The 18,502-nt window shown below is 70.0% G+C and carries 16 protein-coding genes; 5 read left to right on the top strand and 11 right to left on the bottom strand.

The annotated features are described in order from the left end of the window. Positions 1-23: 23 nt before the first annotated feature. A complete protein-coding gene (locus H1D33_RS12710) occupies positions 24-779 on the top strand; it encodes a hypothetical protein (RefSeq protein WP_181567862.1) in 756 nt (251 codons plus the stop codon). Between the two features lie 499 nt (positions 780-1,278). Here the strand turns inward: H1D33_RS12710 and H1D33_RS12705 are convergent, their stop codons facing one another. The 6 genes from H1D33_RS12705 to H1D33_RS12680 form a co-directional block, all read right to left on the bottom strand. Continuing rightward, positions 1,279-3,003, bottom strand: a complete 1,725-nt coding sequence (locus tag H1D33_RS12705) for a PQQ-dependent sugar dehydrogenase (RefSeq protein WP_181567863.1) — start codon at positions 3,001-3,003, stop codon at positions 1,279-1,281. 34 nt (positions 3,004-3,037) lie between these two features. Then, on the bottom strand, positions 3,038-3,892 hold the full coding sequence (locus tag H1D33_RS12700) for an SMP-30/gluconolactonase/LRE family protein (RefSeq protein WP_246411408.1): 855 nt from the start codon (positions 3,890-3,892) through the stop codon (positions 3,038-3,040). A 418-nt stretch (positions 3,893-4,310) separates the two neighbouring features. Beyond that, positions 4,311-6,101, bottom strand: a complete 1,791-nt coding sequence (locus H1D33_RS12695) for a vWA domain-containing protein (RefSeq protein WP_181567865.1) — start codon at positions 6,099-6,101, stop codon at positions 4,311-4,313. Positions 6,102-6,186: 85 nt separating this feature from the next. Then, on the bottom strand, positions 6,187-7,452 hold the full coding sequence (locus H1D33_RS12690) for a serine/threonine-protein kinase (protein ID WP_181567866.1): 1,266 nt from the start codon (positions 7,450-7,452) through the stop codon (positions 6,187-6,189). A 246-nt stretch (positions 7,453-7,698) separates the two neighbouring features. Next, entirely contained in the window at positions 7,699-9,156 is a 1,458-nt protein-coding gene (locus tag H1D33_RS12685; RefSeq protein ID WP_181567867.1) for an SDR family NAD(P)-dependent oxidoreductase, read from the bottom strand. 156 nt (positions 9,157-9,312) lie between these two features. Beyond that, a complete protein-coding gene (locus H1D33_RS12680; protein ID WP_220138666.1) occupies positions 9,313-9,819 on the bottom strand; it encodes a hypothetical protein in 507 nt (168 codons plus the stop codon). A gap of 179 nt (positions 9,820-9,998) precedes the next feature. On the opposite strand from H1D33_RS12680, the gene H1D33_RS12675 reads away from it, so the two are divergent. Further along, complete coding sequence (locus tag H1D33_RS12675; protein ID WP_181567869.1) at positions 9,999-10,415, top strand: DUF7919 family protein; 417 nt, start codon at positions 9,999-10,001, stop codon at positions 10,413-10,415. Between the two features lie 85 nt (positions 10,416-10,500). Next, the gene (locus H1D33_RS12670; protein WP_181572767.1) at positions 10,501-11,025 is read left to right on the top strand and encodes an HAD domain-containing protein; all 525 of its coding nucleotides are present in this window, start codon (positions 10,501-10,503) and stop codon (positions 11,023-11,025) included. Between the two features lie 211 nt (positions 11,026-11,236). Here H1D33_RS12670 and H1D33_RS12665 read toward each other — a convergent pair whose 3' ends face one another. Further along, positions 11,237-11,443 carry a hypothetical protein gene (locus H1D33_RS12665; RefSeq protein WP_181567870.1) on the bottom strand — a complete coding sequence of 69 codons (207 nt, stop codon included), beginning with the start codon at positions 11,441-11,443 and terminating at the stop codon, positions 11,237-11,239. Between the two features lie 341 nt (positions 11,444-11,784). Between H1D33_RS12665 and H1D33_RS12660 the strand changes: the two genes are divergently transcribed. Beyond that, complete coding sequence (locus H1D33_RS12660) at positions 11,785-12,273, top strand: hypothetical protein (RefSeq protein WP_181567871.1); 489 nt, start codon at positions 11,785-11,787, stop codon at positions 12,271-12,273. Positions 12,274-12,456: 183 nt separating this feature from the next. After that, entirely contained in the window at positions 12,457-13,572 is a 1,116-nt protein-coding gene (locus H1D33_RS12655) for a hypothetical protein (protein ID WP_181567872.1), read from the top strand. A 158-nt stretch (positions 13,573-13,730) separates the two neighbouring features. Here H1D33_RS12655 and H1D33_RS12650 read toward each other — a convergent pair whose 3' ends face one another. From H1D33_RS12650 to H1D33_RS12635, 4 genes are all read right to left on the bottom strand, one after another. Then, entirely contained in the window at positions 13,731-15,500 is a 1,770-nt protein-coding gene (locus H1D33_RS12650) for a CocE/NonD family hydrolase (protein ID WP_181567873.1), read from the bottom strand. A 163-nt stretch (positions 15,501-15,663) separates the two neighbouring features. Beyond that, the gene (locus H1D33_RS12645; RefSeq protein ID WP_181567874.1) at positions 15,664-16,905 is read right to left on the bottom strand and encodes an MFS transporter; all 1,242 of its coding nucleotides are present in this window, start codon (positions 16,903-16,905) and stop codon (positions 15,664-15,666) included. Positions 16,906-16,913: 8 nt separating this feature from the next. Then, a complete protein-coding gene (locus H1D33_RS12640) occupies positions 16,914-17,171 on the bottom strand; it encodes a hypothetical protein (protein WP_181567875.1) in 258 nt (85 codons plus the stop codon). A gap of 7 nt (positions 17,172-17,178) precedes the next feature. Further along, positions 17,179-18,417 (bottom strand): YcaO-like family protein, encoded by a 1,239-nt coding sequence (locus tag H1D33_RS12635; RefSeq protein ID WP_181567876.1) that lies wholly within the window; start codon positions 18,415-18,417, stop codon positions 17,179-17,181. Positions 18,418-18,502: the final 85 nt, after the last annotated feature.

Below are 18,502 nucleotides of genomic sequence, written 5' to 3'. Positions count from 1 at the left end.
TAGTGAAAGGCACCGGTTGTCCAATGAATCGTGATGGACGCACGGCGGATCGGGCGAACTTCCTGGCGATGATCGAGCGGCTTTCCCGGGCTCGCGGTGAGGGCCTCGGCGATTTGATGCGAGTCGGCGGAGTTGATCAGTCCATGATTGAAGCGGCCTTCAAGGTTGACGTGTTCGGTCAACCGGGCCTTCAGCGCCTTGCGCATGCGCTTGGTATGCATGCGGCTGATCTCTTCGTGCTGGCCGGCATCGAAGTGCCGAACAACCTTGCGCCATCCTCGACTCCGGCTGATTCGATCTTGGATCGTCTCGTGAGAACGGCTCTTCGCCTGCCCGCGGAGCGGCGTGAGCAACTTCTCGGGGTGGCGAGATCGGTGCCACGACGGGACTCGGTTCCGTCGATGGTCCGAAAGCGCGACAACTTTCCCTACGGGCCGGGATCGATGATCGTCGGCATGCTTCGTAACCGAAATTTGAACAACTTAAACTCGGTGAAGATGTTGTATCGTTTAGCTCGAATCGGGCCGTTGTCGGCGGCAACAATACACGCTTTTGGATCCGGCCGCAAAGATATTAGTCCGGAATTTCTATTCGGTTTCGCGACTGTGCTCGGCTTCCGGCCCGATGAACTGTCGGCGCTGCTCGATATCGAGTTTGTTAACGTTCGAAAGCCCGTGGATGCGGCAACACGTCAGATGGCGGAGTTGCTTTGGGACGTACGCGACATGAACTCCGATCAGCTCCGCAACCTTTACGAGGAATTCGGCCCGGTCGGCTGATCGTAACGTCTTGGACGGGGTTGGTGAGACAATTTTGAAAGGCGACTGCTAAAAGCGCGCTTCGGTTTGCTGCCGATCAGGCGTGTTCGAGGTTAGATCTTCGATCCTCGTCCACATCGGCGAGGGTCCGGAACGGCCTGGTATCGCTAGTATGCGGCCCGCAGTCGGCGGCAACGCGAGCCACCATTACCAGGTCGCGAACCTGGCCCCTGCGAGCGGATCTGCATCCGGCGCAGGATTGAGGTCTCGGCCGATGGGAGTGAGGGCGTCAACACGCATCCTGGATGCGAAAGTATGTCGGCAATTCTGGTCGTAGCCCAACCGTTCTCGGTTTTGGAGGTGCCGGACAGGACTCGCGGCTTCATCAATGCGAAGACTGAGGGCGAGTTCAACAGGTAGGCCGACATGTCGTTGCAGTACCAGCCAGGAACGGCCGGAGGGTGCCCGCGCGGCGCGGGCACCCTCCGAGGGCTGGCGGTGCGGGAGCCCCGGCTCGCCCTCAGTTCGTGGGGCTGGACGCTGCCCCGCCGAGGGTCACCTTGAGGATCTTCTCGTTGCTGTTGTTCGGGATGCTGTCCTTGTCGCCGCCGGTGCTCGTGGTCAGCCAGAGGTTGCCGTCCAGGGTCGGCTCGACGGTGCGCAGCCGGAAGTACGTCCCGACGAAATACTGCTGGATGTTGGTGAGCGTGCTGCCGCTGATCTCCGCACGGTACATCCGGTTGCCACGCAGGCAGGCGATGTAGAGCACGTCCCGGACGATCGCGATGCCGCTGCATGAGCCTTCGGCCACCGGGTACGTCCGGACCGGGGCCCTGAAGTTCGGGTTGGCGCAGTCGCCGGAGGTGCCCTCGCAGGCGGGCCAGCCGTAGTTGCCGCCCTTGACGATGATGTTGGTCTCGTCCATGACGTTGTTGCCGAACTCCTGCTCGAAGAGTCGACCCTGGGAGTCGAAGGCGAGTCCCTGCGGGTTGCGGTGGCCGTAGCTCCACACGTAGTTGCCGAAGGGGTTGTCCGCCGGCACGGTGCCGTCGGGGTTGAGCCGCAGCACCTTGCCGCCCAGGTTGTCGGTGTCCTGGGCCACGTCCGGGTCCTGTCCGTCGCCGGCCGAGGCGTAGAGCTTGCCGTCGGGGCCGAAGCGTAGCCGGCCGCCGTTGTGGTACTTGTTGCGCGGGATCCCCGTGACGAGCACCTGCTCGGTGCCGGTTTGCAGCGTGCCGTCGTAGCGGATGCGCACGATCCGGTTGTCGGTCGTGGTGGTGTGGTAGATGTACAGCCAGCGGTCGGTGCTGAAGGTGGCCGGGACGGCCAGCCCGAGCACGCCGCCCTCGCCGTTGGTGCCGGCCACGTTCGGCACGGTGCCGATGCTGCGCTTGTCGGTGCCGTCCGGTCTCATGGCGACGATGTCGAACAGGTCGCGCCGGCCGTAGAGGACCGTGCCGTCGGGCAGTTGCACCAGGCCCCAGGGCAGGTCCTTCTCGGTGGTGATCGCCGTGGCGCCGCAGACCGGGCTCGTGCAGCCCGAGCCGGTGTGCGCGGTGACCACGGCGCTCGCCCCCGAGACATTGCCCTGGGCGTCCCGGGCGGTCACCGTGTACCGGTAGTCGGTGTCGGGCGTCAGCCCGGTGTCGGTGAACGTGGTCGCCGGCGGGTTGCCGGCGGTGCCGGTGGTGGAGCCGACCGCCGTACCGTTGCGCAGGATGGTGTAGCCGGTGACCGCGACGTTGTCGGTGGAGGCCGACCAGGTGAGGGTCACGGCCGTGCCGTTGACCGTCGCGGCCAGGTTGGTCGGTGTGCTGGGCGCAGATGTGTCCTGCTGGCAGAACGGCGGGGTGACCGAGAGCGTGGAGCTGGCCTGCGAGACGTTGCCGGCGGCGTCGCGGGCGTTGACGTACCAGCCCCAGGTGACACCCTGCACGACACTGAGCGTGGCGGTCAGCGTCCGTCCCGAGACCGAGGTGACGAGCTGGCCGTCGTGGTAGATGTCGTAGAAGGCGACGCCGACGTTGTCCCGGGAGGCGTACCAGGAGAGCGTGACGGACTGGCAGGTCAACCGGGTGCTACGCAGGCCGGTCGGCCGGGTGGGCGGGCTGGTGTCGGCGGCGAGCCGGGCCGCCGGCCGGCTCCCGGTCGCCGGCGCGGCGTTGGCGGGTACGCCGGTCAGAAGGGTGCCGGCGCAGATCAGCAGGGCGAGCGGGACGCGGTGTCGGAGCTTTCGAGGAGTCATCCGCACGGGTGCTCTTCCTTTCCGGGGTGCTTGGTCAGTACGGGTAGCCGGGGACGTTGAGTCGCACGCTGTACAGCCCGGAGTCGTTCGTTCGGCCGGAGGTGATGTACAGGGTCTGCCGGTCGGGTCCGCCGAACGCCACGTTGGTGGTGCCGGCGCCGCCGGAGCGGATCGTGCCGAGCTGCGCGCCGGCGGGCGAAAAGGCGTGGATCAGCCCGTCCGAGCCGGAGGCCCAGTACACGTTGCCGGCGCAGTCGATGGTGACCCCGTCGGGACCGCCGAGGTAGTTCACGAAGACGCTGCGGGCCCCGGTGCTGCCGTCGGGCCGGACGACGTACTTGTAGATCTTGTTATCGGAGTAGGCGCCCACGTAGAGCGTGCTGCCGTCGGGGGAGAGCGCGATGCCGTTGGGTTGCCGCAGCCGGTCGTCCACCAGCGACACCTGGCCGCCGGAGACGCGGAAGACGCTGGTACGTCCGCTCATCTGGTCGGGTCGGTTGCCGCGCTGGAAGGTGGGGTCGGTGAAGTAGACGACGCCGTCGGAACGGACCGTGACGTCGTTGGGTGAGTTGAACGCCCGGCCCTGGTAGTCGGCGGCGACGGTGCGGCGGGTCTGGTCGCTCAGCCGGTATGCGGAGACGCTCCGCTGGTCGTGGGTGGCGGCGATGATCTGCTGCGCGTCGGGGCTGAGCGCCAGGCCGTTGCTGCCGGCGTCGGCGACGAAGGTGTCGAAGGTCGACGGCGGGGTGAACCGGCGGATCGTGGAGGGCTGTACGTTGTTCGGCCCGGTGCCCGCGGCCATGTCGGACATCAGCAGGTAGCCGCCGTCGGCGATCCAGACCGGTCCTTCGAGGAACGAGAACCCGCTCTGGATCTTCGTCGCGGACAAGGAGCTGGCCGGCAGGGGCGGGCCGTACCCGGTGCCGCCCGGGCAGACCCCGAGGGGCGCGCCGGGTGGGCCGGCGAGCGGGTTGGTGTGAGCGTTAACATGAACAGTGCGCCGAGGCGACGGGGGTGCGGGTGCGGCACTGGCGGGGCCTGGTGTGGTGGCGAGTGTGAGGCACAGGCCGGTAACCGCGGCGATAGCTGGACGCCAGGTCGTCATCGGAGTACTCCAATCAGGATCGGTGGGCGCGAGGCCGGTGGTTGGCGGTGAACTGGCCCCGGTCACCTACACCTATCATCGACCATCTTCGATGCGTATGGGACGCAGCCTAGGCGAGGAAGCGGCGCCCCGCATCAGTTCCCCGCGACCACCTTCGGCGCATGCCCCGAAGGCGCCCGGCGGCGACGTCCTCGGCGGAGCCTCAGAAGCTGCTGACCAGTTTGACGAACGCTTCATCGATCTTGGCGGGATCGGTCGCGTCGAAGGCCTTGCCTGACGACGCCTTGGCGATCCGGTCCAGCGTGGCGAAGTCCGACTCGCGGTCGAAGGCGATGCAGAACACCTTCACCGGGCGCTGCGGATCGAGGGCGACCTCGGCGAGCAGCCGGTCCAGATCGTTGTCCTTGCCGTACTCGTTCTTGCCGTCGGTGAGCACGACGATCGCGTTGATCCGCTGTGGGTCGTACCGGTCGAGCAGTTCTCGGTGCGCGGCCCGGACCGTCGCGTAGAGCGCGGTGCCGCCCGCGACGTGCAGGCCGGCGATCTTGCTGTTGATCCGCTTCTGGTCGAACTCGCCGAGGGGAACCTCCGTCCGGTACGGGCTCTTCGGCCGCTGCTTGGTCTCCGAGGAGAACGACCAGAGCCCCACCCGGTCCTCGGTGTTGAGCAACGCGAGACCCTTGCCCGCCGCCGCCGAGGCGACCTGGAAACGGGTGCGGGTGCCGACCGTCACCTGCATCGAGCCCGACGTGTCCAGGGCCAGCAGGATGTTGGCCTTCTTGCGGAGTGTGCGCCAGCCGTCGAGCATCGCGCCGACCACCTGGGGGTCCGGGGGCTCGAAGTAGGTCAGGCCGCCGGTGGGCTCGGCGCCGACACTGGCGAGCAGTTCCGCCGAGGCTCGGCGCTCGTGGTCCCGGAAGCCGAGGCGGGCGAAGCTCTCCTGCTGGGCGTCCTCGGTCAGGAAGTCCTGGAAGTCGGCCGCCGCCGCGCGTTGCCGCTCATCGGCGGAGGGCAGCACCACGAACGGATGGTCCAGGTTGAAGGTGCCCTCCTTGGGATGGACGGCGACGAGCGGGACGTTCGGCCGCCGACCCCGCTCCTGCCCGTCCTGCCGGGGGCTCAGCGCACCCGTGTTGTAGAGGTCCACGAGTTCCTCCTGCAGGACGATGGCACTCATGTCGCCGGTACTGCCCGCGCCGCCGGACAGGTCCGCCTCGGCGAGGCTGCGCAGCAGGTCCACCGAGTCGTCGCTGTAGTGCGACACGTTGGCCTCGATCCGGCGGACGAACTGGGTGACCGCGGGGTCGGCCAGATCGGACCTGGTCAGGTCGCTGGACCGTTGCACCGCCGCGTAGTAGGTGGCGATGGTCGCCGCCAGACCGGAGGTGGACAGGTTGGGGTTGTCCTTGCCGAAGGTGAAGCGGCCCCACTCCGGTTTGCCGAAGCCGGCCCACCCGTTCCGCCCGGAGAGGCCCAGGATCTCTCCCCAGCCCAGCGGTCCGTGCTGGCGCACCAGGTCGGCCTTGGGTCGCGGCATCGCGATCACCAGCGGGCTGTTGGCTATCGACGGGTACCGGTCCGGTGTCTGCGGCGCCCGGCCGGCGGCCTGGTCGAGCATCCGGAGCTGGCCGGTCCACAGGCTTGACGTCGGCAGCCAGACCTGCGGCTGTGGTAGGCCGGTGCCGGTCCAGCCGCTGGCCAGCGCCTCGGTGGCCCGGCCCGAGTTGAGCGCGCTGACGTGCACCCGGGCGCAGCCACCCCCGTCGATCGACCGGTCGCTGCGGTTGTACCGCTCGGCCAGGTCGATCACCAGCGCCGCCTTCTCTGTCGAGGAGTTCACCTCCAGGACGGTGGCGCAGTTGCCGTGGGCTTCTCCGCCGCCCGCTTCGCGCTGCCGGACGAAGACGAACGCCCCGGCGACGACCACCAGTCCGGCGGTGACGGCGGCGGTGTAGGGCAACCACTGCCGGGTACGCGTAGCGGACAAGGCCATCGGGAGGTCCTCCTCGGCGGGCGGCTGGTGGCAGTCAACCTATCGATCCGGCGCCAGCCGGCGGCCCACACCCCACCGCAGCGCGTCACCCGCGGTCGGGCCCACCGCCGACCGCCGCCGCGACCAGGAGCCGAACCAGGTAGACCACGACGAAGGCGACCGCCCCGGCCGCGGCGGCCGGACCGATCGCGCTCGACGCGACGTAGCCGGCGGCGGCACCCGCCGAACCGAGGAAGATCGCCGTCGAGATGCCCCAGGCGTCAAGGGCCTCACCGCGTATCCGTCGCCACGCTCCGCCGGGCCCGGCACCGACGCGGGGCTCCACCGCCGTCAGGTGTGCCGGCGGCGTCGGCGGGCCCTGGAGTGGAACCGTCGGTCGAGCCGGAGCGTGCGGCGATGTGGGGCGCGGCTGCGGTGCCGTCGGCGCGGGTTGCGGAAGCGGGTGGTTCGGCGTCGGTGCGCCCGCCGTGTCGTTGCCGACCTCGAGGAGGCTCTCCCGAGGCAGCGGCGCGGTGACCGTGGCGTCCTGCCGGAGCAACCGCACCAGCACCCGCTCGGCATCCGGCCGATCCGCCGGATCCTTGGCCAGGCACTCCCGGATCAACTCGTCGAGCACGGGAGGCAACGCGGGCAGCTCGGGTGGATCGTGCAGCACCCGGTGCATCACGGCGAAGAGGGAATCGCTGCCGAAGGGTGGAGAACCGCCGGCGGCGAAGGCGATCGTGGCCGCCCAGGCGAAGACATCGCAGGGCGGACCGACCGCGTCGTTGCGGAACCGCTCGGGCGCCATGTACGCAGTCGTGCCCATGACCCGGCTGGACGCCGTCTCGGTCACGCCCAGCGCACGGGCGATGCCGAAGTCGATGACCCGAGGGCCGTCCTTCCCGAGCACCACGTTGTCCGGCTTCAGATCGCAGTGCACCACCCCCGAGCCGTGGATGGCGGCGAGCGCGGTGGCCGTACCGACCGCGAGTCGATGCAGGGCGTTGCCGGTCACCGGGCCGCGCTCGCGCACGTGCCGGTGCAGAGTCGGGCCCTCGATGAACTCGCTGACCACATAGGGCTGCTCACCGTTCACCTCGGCGAAGAGCACCTGCGCGGTGCAGAACGGTGCGACGCGGCGCGCGGCGGCGATCTCCTTCACGAACTGCGACCGCGTCCGTGGATCACTCAGGTCGATGTTGACCACCTTGACCGCGACCCGGTTGCCGGCGTCGTCCTCGCCGAGATAGACGACCCCCTGCCCGCCCGCGCCCAGCCGGCCGAGCAGCCGATAACGACCGGCGGTGGTCGGATCGTGTGTCCACAGCCTCGTCAAGCCCGGAACGGGCGCGCCGGCCAGTTCTGCCATCCCGACTCCATCATTGTCGTGCCCGGCCACCGGCGGCGCAGGACACGGCCATCGTGTCACGTCCCCGGCGGTGGCCGAGCGAGCCGGACCTCGGCTCAGGGCCGGCGGACGCCGCTCGCACGAGCGCGTCCCGCGGAATTGTGCAGGTCACCACGACGTGGGCTTCCCGATCGCGTCCGAGATCGACATTTCGGAGAGGCGGGCGCAGCGGGCGCCGGCAGGCATGGGTGGTCGTGGGCGTGCTGATCACCAGGCGCAGGGCGCGTAGTCCTTCAGGAAGCAGCCGTAGAGGTCTTCGCCCTGTTCGCCGCGGACGATCGGGTCGTAGACCCGGGCCGCGCCGTCGACCAGGTCCAGGGGGGCGTGGAAGCCGGCGTCCGCCAGCCGCATCTTCGTCGGGTGGGGTCGCTCGTCGGTGATCCAGCCGGTGTCGACGCTGGTCATGAGGATGCCGTCGGCCAGCATCTCCTGGGCGCTGGTTCGGGTGAGCATGTTCAGCGCGGCCTTGGCCATGTTGGTGTGCGGGTGCCCCGGCCCCTTGTAGCCGCGGGCGAACTGGCCCTCCATCGCCGACACGTTCACCACGTACTTCCGGCGGGCGGTCGCTGCGGCCATCGCCGGTCGCAGTCGGCTGACCAGCACGAACGGCGCGGTCACGTTGCAGAGCTGCACTTCGAGCAGTTCGACCGGGTCCACCTCGTGCACCCGCTGCACCCAGCTGTTGACCGGGTCGAGGTCCGGCACCAGACCGCCGGCGTCGATGGCGGTGGCTGCCGCGATCCGTTCCGGCGAGGCGGAGCCGCTGGTCAGCGCCAGCGCGGTGAGCGCCTGCGGGGTGACCGTGGCCGACTGCGGCGGGGCGATCATTCCCGCCGGGTCGCTTTGGCCGGTAGGTTTGGCGAACGTGATCAGCTCCGGCAGGGGGCCGTCCGGCAGGGCCGCCGCCTCCGCGGCGACGAGCTGCGCGTACGCACCGGGCGTGCGGCGGACGGTCTGCGCCGCATTGTTGATCAGGATGTCGAGTGGTCCCTGGGCGCTGACCGAGTCGGCGAGGGCGATCACCTGGGCGGGGTCGCGCAGGTCGATCCCGACGATCCGCAGGCGGTGCAGCCAGTCCCCGCTGTCCGGCATCGCGGCGAATCGGCGGACCGCGTCGTGCGGGAACCGCGTGGTCACCGTGGTGTGCGCGCCGTCGCGCAGCAGCCGCAGCGCGATGTACATGCCGATCTTGGCTCGGCCGCCGGTGAGCAGCGCGCGCCGGCCGGTCAGGTCGGTGCGGGCGTCGCGGCGCTCCCGGTTGAGCGTGGCGCAGGGCGGGCAGAGCTGGTGGTAGAACGCGTCCACCTCGTGGTAGCGCTGCTTGCAGACGTAGCAGCCGCGCGGATTGTGCAGGAATCCGGCCGTGGCGCCGACGGTGGGGGAGGCGAGCGGGATGCCCTGGGTCTCGTCGTCGATGCGGCCCGGGGCTCCGGTGGCGGTGGCCGCCGTCACCGCGCGGTCGGCCGCCGCGATGGCATCCCGCCGTTCCTCGCGTCGCCGTTGCTTGATCACCTTGTAGAGCTTCGCGGTGGCCCGTTGCACCCGCACCACGTCGGGATGATCGGGAGGCAGGGACTCCAACGCCTCGAAGACGCTGAGGCAGGTCTCCAGCCGTTCGCGGTCGATGCCGTGGTGACCTGTTTCGGTAATGTTGTCCGGCGTCATGCGTCGTCGTCTCGTCCCGTTCCCTGTGCCGGATCCTCCCGGCCACCCCAAGTCCGACCCGGAACTGTACGCACCGCACGGCCTCCGACGCATTCCTGCGTCTGTTCCACAGCCTCGTCCGGTGTACGGAGCGCTTGACACGAAGACGCCGCCCGGTCAGTCCGGCAGTTCGACGATCGGTCGGTCGCTGACCACCGCCACGATGATCATCGGGGCGTCGCCGTCGCACTGGTTGACGGACATCGCCACCCATCGCCGGTCGGCGGCCACCGGGCCCCACACCGCCAGGTCCCCGTAGCAGTCGGCGTCGCACAACGCCCGGAACAGCGGCGGCATCGGCTCGCCGGCCTGGGCGCGGAACAACGGCACCCGCATGGAGACCGACCGGTGGGGGCCCCACCGGCGCTCCAACTCCCGGACGACGAGGGCCAGGTTCTCCGTCGCCGCCTCCTCCGCGTCGGTCCAGGCACTCCCGTACACGCCGGTCAACGCGTCGCTCTCCCAGATCGGCCTGATCCGGAAGCCGTCGCCGCTGGTGGCGGTCCATTCGCCGGTCTCCGGGTCGCCCTCGCTGACCGTCGGGCCTCCGATGGTCAGGTCCACGGCGAGCAGCGCCTCGACATCGGATACGGCCAGGTCTGGGGAGAATGCCACCTCTCGCATGCCGTCCATTTTCCGCTCGTGCGTGGGCAGGACACCGCCGGGTCCGAACACAGAATTCGGCCGGACGGGATCGTCCGGCTGCATCCCCGCCGCGTGCGTGGCCGCCGGGACATAGTGAGCGCTCTCGGCTCTGCCGATGGGAGTGCGGTAGGTCCGTGCCCGAGTGCAATGATCGACGCGTGACGCACATCCCGGATCTGGCGCCCTATGACTACTACCCGGGTGCCCCGGACGCCGTCGCCATCGGTTGGCTGGATTCGAGCATGCCCTTCACCACAGGAGTCTGCCCGCAAGACGTTCGGGACCGCTTGGTGAGTCTCGGCGCCAGTCCGGTACGGCTCATGCGTGGGTACCACTACTGTCAGTTCTGCCTGGCTGTGACCGAGCCTCCGCGCCGGGCGGATGGTCGGTTCTACGAGGCTCCCGATGTTGCCCGCGGGAACGGCGAGATCTGGCTCACCGGTGGGGACGGGACGAACTTCGCCGCACCGGCGCTGATCGGTCACTACGTTGACGAGCATCGCTACCTGCCACCTGGCGGCTTCATCGAGGCGGTTCGGGTCGGTGTCCCCACCCCCGGCGTCGCACAGCGGTGATCCGGCTTCTGGTGCGGCTCGACGTTCGGCCGTACCGAGAAGGGGGCAGGTGCCCGGATCGGCGCCACGATACGGTTCGAGCGTGATGCCCGGCCTGACCCACCGACCCTTGATCTTCCTCGATGTGGACGGACCACTGATCCCGTTCAGAGCCCGGCCGGACGGCCGCAGAAGCTCCTTGAGCGGTGCCGGCACGCAGCCACCGGAACGGACCGGTAATCCGCTGCTCGATCGGCTCGACCCACGTGACGGTCGCAGGCTGTTGGCCCTGGGATGCGAGTTGGTCTGGGCAACGACGTGGATGGCGGATGCGAACGAGATCGTCGCGCCACGGCTCGGGCTGCCGGACCTCCCGGTGGTCGATTGGCCGGACGGCGACCAGGACCCGGGGCGCGGCCTGCACTGGAAGACCGTGTTCCTGACCCAGTGGGCCGCAGGACGATCATTCGTCTGGCTCGACGACGAGACAACCGATGCCGACCAGCGATGGGTCATGGCCCATCACCCCGCGCGGGCGCTGCTGCACCGAGTCGACCCGTACACGGGCCTGACCGAAGCGGACTTCTCAGTCATCGGTCAATGGCTGGCGCAGAATGGCAACGCGGCTTGACCGCCTACACGCTCACGCCGTCCGTCCAGGAGTACGGCCCGAGCAGCACTCGAAGGACAAGCCGCTACTCGCCCGGGGAGGCGATCCAGGTGGCTCGGACAGGGCCGTGCCGCTGCGTCTCCACCCGGGTGCCGATCAGCGCTGCGGCGCTGATCGGCCCGGTGGGAGCGAACCTGAACCCCGTGTCGTGGACGTCGAGCCGGTCCGACGATCAGCCGCTTCGACGGTTGCCGTACTGGCGAGGACTCTGCACCGTGCCGGAACGGCCGTGGGCGCGGCTCGCGGTACCCCCGATGTGGTTGGCGGTGGCCTTGCCCTTGGACCGGCGTGCCGCTCGGTTCTCGAAGGGCTGCGGCTGCTCCTCGGTTCCCGCTTCGGCGTCAGCGGTGGGATCGGCGTCGCTGGTGGCGTCGGCCATCGGTGTCTCCTCGTGTTGTTCAGGACTGGGCTATTTCGCTGCGGATCTGGAAGCGTGGCGCGATACGCAGACGGTAGCGGGCAGGCCGACCTGAGTCGGGACCGACTGCCCATCCGAGCACCCGGTTTTGCCGCGCCCTGCGTAACGGAGCGTAGCCGGCTGACGCCGGGTTGGGGCGTCCGGACGTGTCGATGTGAGTGCATCGACCTGGGCGGCACCCGATCACCCAACGCAAACGGCCGCCGAGAACTCCCATACGATCTCGGCGGTGGGGGCGGCCCTCCATCGCATCTTGAGACGGCTTGTCACCATGCCGCCGGACTCGCGACGCAGAGGGTGGGATGAGCGACCTCTATATCCGGGTAATCCCCACGGATCCGGCATGGCAGCCGACGTCCGAGGCGGCCGCTCGCGCGGCGAAATACATCGCTGATCTCTTCGCCGGGCCGGGCGATCATGTCGAGGTGGTCGAGCCGGTGTTCCACGAGCGCATCACTTTGATCGATGGCGGGGAGTACATGGAGGAGGTCTTCTGCCCTCGGTGCGACGCCGCCATCGGGCTGGACTGGTTCTGGGATCTGCTGATCGCGAGAAACGGCGGGCGGTGTGTCGACGAACCGACCATCGACGACCTGGGTGTGACGGTTCCATGCTGCGGAGCAGCGCTTTCGTTGCTCCAACTGCGCTTCGAGGCGCCGGTCGGATTCGCGCGGTTCGAGGTGAGCGCGATGAACTGGACCCGGCATGTCTGGGACCTCAGCGACAAAGAACTGACCGCCGCCGGTGAGATCCTGGGCCATCCGGTGACGCAGGTCCACGCGCACTACTGAGCAGGCATCACCCGTGCGCACGCGCATCGCGATCGGACATGCCTTGGCGGTCGGCGCCGTGGCGTACGCGGTGACCGGCGGCCATGGTCACGCAACGGGAGCTGGGGTGGACCGGTTGCCCGGACCGGTTCCGGCTGGAATCATCATCTCCATGATCGACAGAATCGAGTCCTCCGTCCGCCGATGAGCGAGACGACCGCGCCTGGCTCGGCCGGACCCCACACCACCCTGTTCGCCCACGCCCTGCGGCTGCACCGGCAGCACCCGGACTCACCCGTGCCGCGTGACGGGGAGCCGTATCCGGACGACGACCGGCACGACCGCCGGCGGTGGCGACCGCCCACCCACGAGGATCGGCGGCTCGACGGCGCCGACGTCGCCGCCGTCCTCGACAGGCACTTCAGCAGGCCCGACGCGTCACCGCGTGACCTCGCCGAGGCGTTCCACGATCTCGACGTGCCGATCCACCGCAACGAGCACATCACGGCGGCGGCGTTGCGCGCGGACCGGCAGCGGGTCCGGCTGACGGGCCGGTGGCTGGTGCGGCACAGCACGGACCGCTGCGCGGCCACCGTCGGGCTGGCGCTGCTCGCCGCGGACTGGACATCTGAGGACATCCCGCTGATCCAGACGATCGGCCTGCTGTCCAACCGGTTCGGGCCGCTGGCCGCCGAAGCGCTCGGGCGCCGGCGCGACGGCGGGGAAGCGTTGTTGTGGCTGGCCCAACGCGTCGCCGGGTGGGGCCGGGTCTACGTCATCGAGGCGCTCTGCCGCAGCAGCACCCGGAGCTCGCGTTCGTGGCTGCTGCGCCATGCCTGCGACGGTGACTTCCTCAACGGCTACTTCGCCGGCGAGGTGGCCACCGCGGCTCACCTGCACGAGGCGATCGTGGGTGGCGAGGTCGACGACGAGCTGGTCGACCACACCGGCCGCCTGCTGAGGATCATGGCCGGCTGCGGCGGCATGGGCATGACCCTCGAGCACTATCCGCCGGCACCGGTCGTCCTCGCCGCGCACGTCGCTCACCTGGCCCGCCAGGCACCCACCGTCGACAGGTACGTCGACGCGGCGACCATCGCCGACCACCTGGCCGACAACGCACCTGACCGGTCCGGATGCACCAGCGGGCAGCGAGACGAGCTGGTGCGGCAGTACCTCGCGGTCCTCGATCGGCGGGACTGGTGCGACACGGCTCGCGGCGGCCTGGACCCGACCAGCGACTTCTTCGCCTGGTTCGCTGCCCAGGTGGCCGCGCGACTGCACCTGCGAGCGTTTGCCGACCTGACCGGTGGTGACTGATGCGTACCGCGTAGGTCGACGGTTCGATTCCGTCAGGCGGCTCAAGGAGAGGCCCTGACCAGCATCAGCGCTGGTCAGGGCCGCATCATCGATGAGGACTCGAGTCGCCCCCGAAAACGCCCGCCGGTGCCAGCGGAGTGGGCGGTCCCATCTCGGGTTCAGCGACGGGGTGCGGGGACGGTGAAGCTGGGCTTGCCGACGGGCATCTTCCCGGTGGTGGAGAGAGCGGTGTAGGTGTCGAGGTACACGGCCCGGTCGCCAGCCGTCGGGCGGTCGTCGCGCGGGTCGTCCAGGTCGAGGTGGAGCCGGACGTCCTCGACGGTGATGGTCCGGTTGGAGGGCGTGTCGGTCCAGTCGCTGAACAGTCCGGGGGCTTGGATGGTGCCGATCTGCACGGCGAGGCGGTGGCCGGCGGCGAGGGTCCAGTCGTTCGATTTGAGGTCTAATGCGAGCCTGCCACCGTTCACCAGCGCCACCTGTTCGTTGAAGAAGACCCCGGTGCCGTCGGGGGCGACGTCGTAGAGCCGGACCATCAGGTTGCCGTGGCCACGGGCGGTGAGGGAGAGGCGGGGGGTGCCGGTCACCCGGGTGGCCTGGCGCAGCGGCCGCGACCAGCGGTAGAAGCTGTTGCCGGTATCGACCTCGGGGTCGCCTTCGGCGCTGTCGTCGAGGTATCGACCGCCGGGCAGCGCGAGGGTGGGCGAGCTGTCCACGACCGGCCAGGTGTCCTGGGCGCGCCACCGGCCGTTGTTGTCCTGGATGGCGTACGGGGGATAGGCGACCGTCGGCTTGACGCCGAGCAGGTACTGGTCGAAGAAGGAGATGGTTTCCGCGAACCAGCCGTCGCGGCCCATTTCCAGCCGGCCGTCGGCGGCACGTTCGTTACCCCGCTTGTGGTCCCACGGTCCGAGCCAACCCCGCTGCGGTCCCTGGTGGTTGGTGAGATATTCCTCCATCGCCTCGGGTTCGGTGTTCCACTCGGTGAAGCCCTGGGTGATGAACAGCGGGGTGTCGCTGCCCTTGGCCTGCCGGGCCAGGTCGCGGGTCTGCCAGAACTCGGACTCGTAGGCGGCGGTCAGGTACTGGATCGAATTGACCGCCACGCAGGGGTGCGTCTTCTCGTACGCGGCGTTGGTCCGGTAGCGCTCGTCGTCGTCGGGCAGTGGGGGCAGGGTGGCGATCCGGTTGTAGCTGGTGGCCACGTTGCCGATGGTCGAGCGGGGCACGCCGTTGGAGCGGATGTTGCGGTACAGGTCCCAGATGGGTTCCTGGGCGACGACCGCCTTGAGGGCATCCTGGTTGAGGTTGTTGCCGATCAGGCCGGTGATGGCGTCGTAGGACTTGCCGTACATGCCGACGGCGCCGGTGGACCAGGGCTGGGTGGCGGCCCAGTCGATCGCCGCCTTGACGTCGGCCTGCTCGCCGGGGCCCTGGAAGTCGAGGCATCCGGTGGAGCCGCCGAAGCCGCGCTGGTCGACCATGACGAACGCGTAGCCGCGGGAGAACAGGTCGGTGCCCTCGATGAAGTCGTAGAAGCGGTTCGAGGGGCCGGTGTGCGGGTGCTTCTCGTCCTCGAGCTGCCCGGAGTGCCCGAAGTAGGCGCCCACCGACAGGACCACCGGCACCTTCTCGCCCTCGGGCAGGTTCTCGGGCAGCAGGACGTCGGCGTGCAACTCGACGTCCGACCCGTCGGAGGAGGGGAAGTAGTGCTGTGTCCACCGGGCCCCCTTGGCCACCCGCTCGTTCTCGGCGTGGGTGACCGCATCCTCGGCGGTGGCGACCGCCGGCGCCGCCGAGGAGGACTGCGACCAGGCGCCGAGGCCGACCAGCAGGGACATCGCGGCGCCGGCAGCTACGAGGCGGGCCGCAGTGATCCGCGATGTGGGCGGCTTCTTCGGGTTGACGTCGATGACGGGTGAGGTGGACATGCACCCATCACAGCGCGGACGACGCCGGCCCGGCAGTGGCGCCGCGTCACCGCCGGATGTGACGTGGTGTCACTGCCATGGTCCGTGGGCCACCTGCGCCGACGCGGTTCGCTGCGCGGACGGGCCACGGCGGCGACCACGGGATGCGGACGATCGCCGCAAGCTAGTCGACCCTGATCCGTAGGCCGGGCACCGGTGAGGCGATGACCAGGGCCAGGCTGAGCACGACGGGCACCGCCAACAGAAGGTACGCGACCCGGGCCCCGTAGGCGTCCGCGGCCAGCCCGCCGATCAGGGCGCCGAACGGCGTACCGCCCCAGGCCAGCATTCGCCCGGTGGTGTTGACCCGGCCCTGCAGCGCGTCGGGTGTGAGCAGTTGGCGCACGGTGATGCCGTTCGCGTTCACGGTCAGGCGTGCCACGGCCCAGACCGCCCACCACACCAGCGCCAGGGCGAACACCGACGTGCCGGCCAGGCCGACGAGGGCCGCGACGAAGATGACGAGCCCGGTGACGGACACCGTTCCCTGGCCGGCCCACCGGCTGGCCCTGGGCAGGATGACGGCGGCGACCAGTGAGCCGACCGCGGCGGCCGCGTAGAGCAGACCCAGGCGCCGGTCCTCCGGGCTGAGGTCGAGCACCTCGTCGGCGTGGACGACGAGCAGACCCACCACACCGCCGGCGGCGACGTTGAGTCCGAAACCGGCAGCGGTCAGCGTTCGTAGGACCCGCGTCCGCCAGAGGTGGCGCAGTCCCTCGGCGATCTCGGCGCGCAGCCGGCGGGCCACCGCCGGTTCTGGATCCAACCCGGTGCGGATCCGGGCGAGCAGCGCCGCGGACGCCAGGTAGGTGGCGGCGTCGACGGCCAGCACCAGGGTGGGGTCGGCGATCGCGGCGAGCAGTCCGGCGGCGGCGGGCGCGGCGATCTCCAGCACGATCTCGGTGGACCAGATGAGGCTGTTCGCCCGGGTGACCCCCGGCTTGCCGACGATGCGGACGAAGGCGCCCCACGCCGCGGCGTCGAACCAGCAGAAACCGCAACCCACGCCGAACGCCACGACGAGCAGGTAACCGGGGGTCAGCACGTCGAACAGCGCGGCGAGCGGCACGGTGGCGAGCAGCAGCGCGCAGCACACGTCCGCGACGATCATCATGCGCCGACGCCGCAGGCGGTCGGCGGCGGCGCCGGCGAAGAGCCCGAACAGCAGGTACGGCAGGGCTTCGAGCCCGACCACCGCCGCGGTCAGCGTCGGGGACGCGCTCGTCCGGTAGACGAGCAGCGGCAGGGCGACGGCGCTGGCGGCGGTCCCGGCGACCGAGATCGACCGGGCGAGGTACCAGAGGCAGAAGTCACGGTGAAACAGCCGGCGTCCGTCGACGCCGGCTGTCTCGACGAGCCGTGTCACGACCTGCGTCAGGCCAGCACGGCGAGTTGCTGGTCGTCGATGCCGGTCAGCGCGAGGTGCAGGTCCGCCGCCAGATCGTCGGCGAGTCGCTCCGTCGGCGTGCCGTCCGCGTCACCCGGGTGGAAGCAGGCCTGGCCACCACCGCCACCGGGGCCGACTGCGAGGTGCTGAGCCGTCGGCTCGTCGATGTCGTCGCCCGGGTGGAAGCACAGGTTGCCGCCCGGGCCGCCGGGCCCGGGGTGGAGGTGGTTCTCCTCAGTGGACATGTATCCCTCATCTCGTTCGGACCGGGTGTGGTCGGCTGATGATCGCCCGGTCCGGCGACGGCCACAAGGGCCATCCCCGCCCGGTCGGGATGACGGGCACCCCGTGCCGCACCAGGCTGAAGCGCTCCAGCCCCGGGGCGATGGTGGTGGCCACCGCGATCGGGGAGCCGACCGGCGCGACCTCGCACACGTGGTCGACGATGCCGTGACGGGCCAGAGCCCGCCGGACGCCCGCCAGCCCGCCACCCGGGCTGCCGTCGCCGACGCCGTCCGCGCGCAGCGGCACCGTCCGCACCGGGCCGGAGAGCAGTTCGTCGAGTGGCATCAGGGCGCATCGTCGCAGCGCCGGCCACTTCGCCAGACGCTGCGCCGCGGGCAGGCCGGCGCCGGACGGGGAGAGCGCACAGACCTGGATCAGCTCGTCGAGGGCTCGCGACGCGGCGTCGGTGGCCCAGAGCGAGGCGCCGGCTCCGAGCCGGGTCGGCTCGCCGCCGGCCGCCGGGCTGACCGCCAGGTACACCGGCACGTCCAGGTCGGTCGTCACGTCGAGCAGGTGTACGGGTGCGCCGGCCGCCCGTACGGCCCGCTCGTGCAGTGCCCGCAACCCGTCCGGCAGCTCCCCGACCGGCACCAGGTCGACGTCCGGCACCCCGGCGACGTACCACCGGAGCAGCGCCTGCCCGAGCCCGTCGTGTTCGATCAGCTCGCAGAGGCCGTGATAGACGGCCTCCGCCAGGTCGACGCCGGCGGCGGTGCCCAGACTGGACGAGTACCGCAGCAGACCGCGGTACGGCCGGACGTCGTCACCCGCCACCGGCCACCGGTAGTAGCGCGGGTCCGTGAGGAAGGTGGGATAACGGACCTCGCCGTACGGCGCGCATGCCGCGACGGAGTCCGGGAACTCCGTCGCCCACCGCCGCACCACCAGATCGGGCTCCAGGGCGGACTGCCCGGCCACGACGCGCGCCGGCAGGAGCCTGGTGGCGTCCGTACTCCATCGGCGGTTGTCCCGAGCCGACATGAAATAGCGCTCCAGGGCCTCGAAGTGCGCGCTCGCCGCACCCTGCGGACCCGCTCCCTTTCCCGCGCCCACGGCGACCCGTGTCCCGTCCCGGAACAACGCGACGCGCATGGTCGGCGACGCGGCCGGGCCGTGGACCGCCACCCGTGCCGTGAGGCCGAGCCGGTCGATCTCGGCCGAGGCGGTGGCGAGGGCGGACTCGGCGGGCACGGATCGGAAAGGCATCGCGACCTCCCCCCGAGCACTCACCGGTCCGGACTGTGTCAGCGGACCGCATCGATGTCAACGGTCGGCGGAAGGATCGATGCCT

This window comes from Micromonospora ferruginea (assembly GCF_013694245.2).
In the GTDB taxonomy this organism is placed as follows: domain Bacteria; phylum Actinomycetota; class Actinomycetes; order Mycobacteriales; family Micromonosporaceae; genus Micromonospora; species Micromonospora robiginosa.
The sequence above is the reverse complement of the archived record's forward strand: the minus strand, read 5'-3'. Positions and strand labels throughout refer to the sequence as shown.

Coding starts and splice junctions, on each gene's coding strand:
- H1D33_RS12710 (WP_181567862.1), top strand. CDS start 24: ATGAATCGTGATGGACGCACGGCGGATCGGGCGAACTTCCTGGCGATG.
- H1D33_RS12705 (WP_181567863.1), bottom strand. CDS start 3,003: ATGACTCCTCGAAAGCTCCGACACCGCGTCCCGCTCGCCCTGCTGATC.
- H1D33_RS12695 (WP_181567865.1), bottom strand. CDS start 6,101: ATGGCCTTGTCCGCTACGCGTACCCGGCAGTGGTTGCCCTACACCGCC.
- H1D33_RS12690 (WP_181567866.1), bottom strand. CDS start 7,452: ATGGCAGAACTGGCCGGCGCGCCCGTTCCGGGCTTGACGAGGCTGTGG.
- H1D33_RS12685 (WP_181567867.1), bottom strand. CDS start 9,156: ATGACGCCGGACAACATTACCGAAACAGGTCACCACGGCATCGACCGC.
- H1D33_RS12680 (WP_220138666.1), bottom strand. CDS start 9,819: ATGCGAGAGGTGGCATTCTCCCCAGACCTGGCCGTATCCGATGTCGAG.
- H1D33_RS12670 (WP_181572767.1), top strand. CDS start 10,501: ATGCCCGGCCTGACCCACCGACCCTTGATCTTCCTCGATGTGGACGGA.
- H1D33_RS12665 (WP_181567870.1), bottom strand. CDS start 11,443: ATGGCCGACGCCACCAGCGACGCCGATCCCACCGCTGACGCCGAAGCG.
- H1D33_RS12660 (WP_181567871.1), top strand. CDS start 11,785: ATGAGCGACCTCTATATCCGGGTAATCCCCACGGATCCGGCATGGCAG.
- H1D33_RS12655 (WP_181567872.1), top strand. CDS start 12,457: ATGAGCGAGACGACCGCGCCTGGCTCGGCCGGACCCCACACCACCCTG.
- H1D33_RS12650 (WP_181567873.1), bottom strand. CDS start 15,500: ATGTCCACCTCACCCGTCATCGACGTCAACCCGAAGAAGCCGCCCACA.
- H1D33_RS12640 (WP_181567875.1), bottom strand. CDS start 17,171: ATGTCCACTGAGGAGAACCACCTCCACCCCGGGCCCGGCGGCCCGGGC.
- H1D33_RS12635 (WP_181567876.1), bottom strand. CDS start 18,417: ATGCCTTTCCGATCCGTGCCCGCCGAGTCCGCCCTCGCCACCGCCTCG.